This window comes from Pedobacter sp. (genome assembly GCF_045628745.1).
Taxonomy (GTDB): Bacteria; Bacteroidota; Bacteroidia; order Sphingobacteriales; family Sphingobacteriaceae; genus Pedobacter.
Window position 1 is genome coordinate 1 of sequence record NZ_JAZQPU010000127.1, and the last position, 4,646, is coordinate 4,646.

Below are 4,646 nucleotides of genomic sequence, written 5' to 3' on the forward strand. Positions count from 1 at the left end.
AACTGAAGAACTTGATCAGTGTATTGATCTCCTAAATTTATACTGTCTGGATTTAGCTGATGATATTGATTAAACACAGTTATGGTCAGTTTTCTCCTCCTCTCCTCACTGCTTAGTCCATGTAATTTTACGAGAAAATTCAAATAATACATTCGCAAATAATAACCATCCCCTTTAATCCGCTCAGCAAAAAAGGTCACCACTTGGTCCCAGTGCTGCTCCTCCTCAATTTGACTTACAAAAGGGAAAATAGTTTCCAAAATATCATTTTGGTAGCTACTGACCCTGATACTTGAAGTTCGGAGTTTACGTTGAATTTCATCTACAGCATGAAATATGGCGTGTAACCGTAAAAAAGCTGGTTCATCATAGCAATGTTCACAATAATCATCTATAATGTTTTGATGGATTTCTGTCCACAACTGAATGATTCTTTTAAGTTCAGCTATTTCAACTTTTTGCCTTCTATTAACCACGGCTTTAACAATATCTTTAGTGGAAGCGTTAATTTCAGCTGGACTGGGTAATTTTACCGGATTAAATTCATTAATAAAGAGGAGTTCTAAATCCTTGTTTTTGCTTAAGAGATTAAATACCCAGGCTCTTAATTGATGATCCTCAGCATTGTTCAGCAGGGTATCTAATTGATTGACTTTTTTAATGAGTTTCAATGGTGAAGCAGGCTTTTTTTGCTCCACTAGAAAAAGTAGTAAGGCTGCTTTGTGGGGGCAAAAAATGGTTGAATCTTCACAATCACAGCCATGTGCAATCACCTCCAGATGATCTTTGAGTTGTAGAGAAGTGTCAAATGTATTTTCCTTTACATCTACGTATGCCTGAAAATGACCTGGTTTTATTTCATCACATTCTCTGACCACAAAAGACTTTGCTTTTTTTAAAAGTGTAGCAGAAAGCAAAGTTTTGAAATTTTTAAGCGTGAGATGCATTAGCCATGTTTATTTCGTATAAATAACAAATACAGCATAATTTGCTTCAATTTTAAAATTATCAATAAAAACAAAAGAGGTTGTATCATAAATCAAACTCACAATTCGTAAATAGAATTAATTTCAAACGTTCTCTTTCGAGAATTAAAAGCAATGAAAACGGCAATTTTCGAGTTGAAAACTGCCGTTTTTTAATTAAGTGAAGACTGCTTTAAAATTTAATTTGGCAACTTAATACCAAAAACTATTTCTGAAACAGGCGCTTTAAATATTATTAAATAACATTAATCTACTGGATTTGCTGGTTTAGCCTCTTTTGGAGCAAAAATTAAAGATGCAATAACAGATAAAATTAAGATACCACCTACAATCGACAATGATAAAGGTGATGAAATATGATAGAACGGTGCAATCACCATTTTAACACCTATAAAGGCAAGTATAATGGCTAAACCATATTTCAGTAAGGTGAACATATGAATAAAGTTAGCCAACAAGAAATACAACGCCCTTAAGCCCAAAATAGCAAAGATATTTGAAGTATATAGAATTAAAGGATCATCAGGTGCAATAGCGAAAATAGCGGGAATACTATCTACTGCAAAAAGTAAATCTGTAAATTCAATCACAGAAATAACCACTAATAATGGTGTGGCTACTTTAACGCCGTTTTCTATGGTAAAGATCTTTCCACCATCATATTTACTGCTCACTTTAAAGAACCTGTAAACTAGTTTAGCACCTGCACTTTTAGTAAAGTCTTTTTCTTCATCTCCATCGTCATCTCCTGCCCATGACTTTATTCCTGCATAAATTAAGAACAAGCCAAACAACAACATCACTATGTTCAATTGCACAGTCTGACCAAAAATATTCATATCTGGCAAATAGGTCATGTTAATTAAGCCTACCCCAGCAAAAATAAAGATGGCCCGGAAAACAAGCGCACCGATAATACCCCAGAAAAGAACTTTGTGGTGCAGCTCTCGTGGAACTTTAAAAAATCCGAACACCAGGATAAATACGAAGAGGTTATCTACAGACAGCGCCTTTTCAATCCAATAGGCAGATTGATACTGTGTAAATTTCTCAAAGCCAGAAAAATAATAGATTACCCCACTAAAACCCATAGATAGCGTAATCCATACAGCCGACCAAATTGCAGCTTCTTTACTGCTCACCACGTGTGCATTTTTATTAAAAACTCCCAAATCCAGGAGTAGCATCACTAAAACTACTACCACAAACCCAAGGATAATGCCCGGGTGATTAATCATATTATCCATTTTTATTTATAATTTATTATGTACTACTTGTAATAATTAAAAAAGATCTGTTTTCAACATGGCTTTCAATATATTGGCTTGCACATCAAAATTATTGAGGTGGTCTAAAAAGCTAATGTCATCTATCTTCATATAGTTTTCCTTTAATAAAAGAAGAATATCCTCTGGTATATAGGTCTTTATAGCAGCAATTTTACTTGTTAATTTATCATTTTTATAGAGCAGCTCCTGCACTATTCTTCCTTTATCTGATATCGGATTTGACCAGTCCATCCCCTCCAATTTATTAATGTCAAAGAGTATAAAGAGGTTTCTGCCAGGGTAAAAAAGAAAATACGTTTCTACATCTAAAAATTTATAAATTTCAATAACTATATCGCCTGCTTTTAACCCATAAAAAAAAGCTGTTCTAAAATCATATTTACAAAGCAAGCCCATCAGCTTTTTTTGTATACTGGCATGCTGATGAATATAAAGGTCTTTAAGCTCATATTGAAGCAAAACCTCCAATTGTGCTGTCGTAATATCCTTATAAAACTCCCTGGAATACCTGGAACTAAAAGTATTGATGTTCTTTGAAAAAGGGAATTCATCCGAATGATCAGATAGCAACTGATAAAGTTTACGTAAGGACAAATTGATTTTCAATGATTGCTTTTGCTTATCCAGGTTAAAGTTCTTCTCTGTATAAACATGGCTGCTCATCTTCCTGATCATTTCCTTATTCAGGTAGATCTCATCATCAATCAAGCTCACGTTCTTTTCATTGCTCTTTTTAATCTTCTTTAAAAGCGCAATTAAACTTGATGTGAATTGAACATGAAAAAGTTCAAGTTTGTCAATATCTAGCTCTGGGTTATTTTCAAAAAGCTGGTGTATAACCTTGCTTCTTAAATAGATCTTATAAAGCACCTCCTCTTCAAAAAACACAGAGAGCAACTGTAACCTGTTGATCTCTGCATTTGATAATTGTAAGATATTTAAATGGTGCTCATCCATCTATGAATTTTAATTTATTCTTGTGACATTCTTTTTAAGCTCTTCCTCCAGCGTTTTCAGTTCACCATCCAACACACGTCTGCTTTGCGCACCCTCTTCATGAATTTTCTTCACTTCATTCAAGGTCTCGATCAATGACTGCGTAGTTATTTTCAAGGTATCTAAAGAAACAACGGTTTTTTCGTTTTCTTTAGCCACGTCTATGCTGTTTTGTTTCAGCATTTGTGCATTTTTCTGTAAAATGGTATTGGTGGTATCAGAAATTTTCTTCTGCATTTCTACATTGGCTTTTTGCCTTTGAAGCGCTACAGCAATTGTGAGCTGGTTTTTCCAAACTGGAATTGTAGTAGATACTATTGACTGTGCCTTTTCTGCAATGGAAGTATTGTTGTTTTGAACCACACGAATTTGTGCAAGAGATTGTATCATAATGAAACGCACAATTTTCATGTCGGCCAGCCTCTTATCCAGGCGACTAATGAAATCTCTCAAATCAGCAATTTCATAGTCCTGGTAATCAGGAGGGCGACCTTCCATCTCTGCTAACTTTACGCTTAACTCATTATATTTCAGCTGTCCGGCAACGATTAGCTCTTCCATTTGTCCAATATAAACAAGGTTGCTGTCAAACATAGTTTGAAGTGAACTATTGTCTTTAATGGAGTTTAAACGACCTGCTTTAATCTTGTTGGTAATTTTGTCAATGTTGTTGACGACCACATCGTATTTCTGAAACATCTTCTTCACATCAACCACCAGTTTCTTCAGGAAAGGAATTTTTGAAAGAAAAGATTTGAAACCACCTTGCTCAAGCTCACTCACATCGATATAATTCAATTCCGTGAGCAGCTCATTAATCAGCGTTCCAACTTCACCACTGTTATAGGTTCGCACAGATGATAGAAAATCGTTACTGTACTTCTCCATCGAGTTTTGAGCATCTACGCCATAATTAAGGATAGAATTAACATCTGATGGTTCAAGGGATTTTCCGATTTCTTTATATTTCTTTTCGTCCTCCTGACTAACCGCATTTAAGTTGACATTTCCTTCTTTATCCAGCTTTGCCAGATTAAGGGTTGGGATTTCATGTGGGTTCTGTTGCATAATTTTAGCTTAACTTCGATACCTTAGACATTAAAGGTATTTCTGTGTTACAGTTTTAACGGTTTCTTCTAATTTTCTATCTGGCGTAGGCTCTCCAATAGCATTGAATTTCCATTCCCCATTTCTTTTATAAAACACTCCCATAACCATAGATACAGATCCTGCAAAATTTGATCCGTTTGCAATGTCGTAAGTAGCAAACACTTCTCTTACCTGCTTAGGAGATCCTTCATATATTCTAATAGAGGCAAATGGTATAGTACCAAAATCATGACCTCTAAAACTGTTAAGTACAAAAGCAACATAA

At 34.8% G+C, this 4,646-nt stretch carries 5 protein-coding genes; all 5 read right to left on the minus strand.

Annotation, left to right across the window (positions count from 1 at the left end):
* Positions 1–947: hypothetical protein (locus ACR2F7_RS05325; protein ID WP_432712552.1), on the minus strand; the 947-nt coding region annotated here is incomplete at its 3' end.
* A gap of 284 nt (positions 948–1,231) precedes the next feature.
* Positions 1,232–2,233 carry a TerC/Alx family metal homeostasis membrane protein gene (locus tag ACR2F7_RS05330; RefSeq protein WP_432712553.1) on the minus strand — a complete coding sequence of 334 codons (1,002 nt, stop codon included), beginning with the start codon at positions 2,231–2,233 and terminating at the stop codon, positions 1,232–1,234.
* A 36-nt stretch (positions 2,234–2,269) separates the two neighbouring features.
* Positions 2,270–3,232, minus strand: coding sequence for a hypothetical protein (locus ACR2F7_RS05335; RefSeq protein WP_432712554.1), 963 nt, complete (start codon positions 3,230–3,232; stop codon positions 2,270–2,272).
* Positions 3,233–3,241: 9 nt separating this feature from the next.
* On the minus strand, positions 3,242–4,339 hold the full coding sequence (locus tag ACR2F7_RS05340) for a toxic anion resistance protein (protein WP_432712555.1): 1,098 nt from the start codon (positions 4,337–4,339) through the stop codon (positions 3,242–3,244).
* 30 nt (positions 4,340–4,369) lie between these two features.
* Positions 4,370–4,646 (minus strand): TerD family protein (locus ACR2F7_RS05345; RefSeq protein ID WP_432712556.1); only part of this gene is annotated, 277 nt, incomplete at its 5' end.

Excerpts from the sequence above, each read along its gene's own strand:
- ACR2F7_RS05330 (WP_432712553.1), bottom strand. The coding sequence starts at position 2,233 with ATGGATAATATGATTAATCACCCGGGCATTATCCTTGGGTTTGTGGTA.
- ACR2F7_RS05335 (WP_432712554.1), bottom strand. The coding sequence starts at position 3,232 with ATGGATGAGCACCATTTAAATATCTTACAATTATCAAATGCAGAGATC.
- ACR2F7_RS05340 (WP_432712555.1), bottom strand. The coding sequence starts at position 4,339 with ATGCAACAGAACCCACATGAAATCCCAACCCTTAATCTGGCAAAGCTG.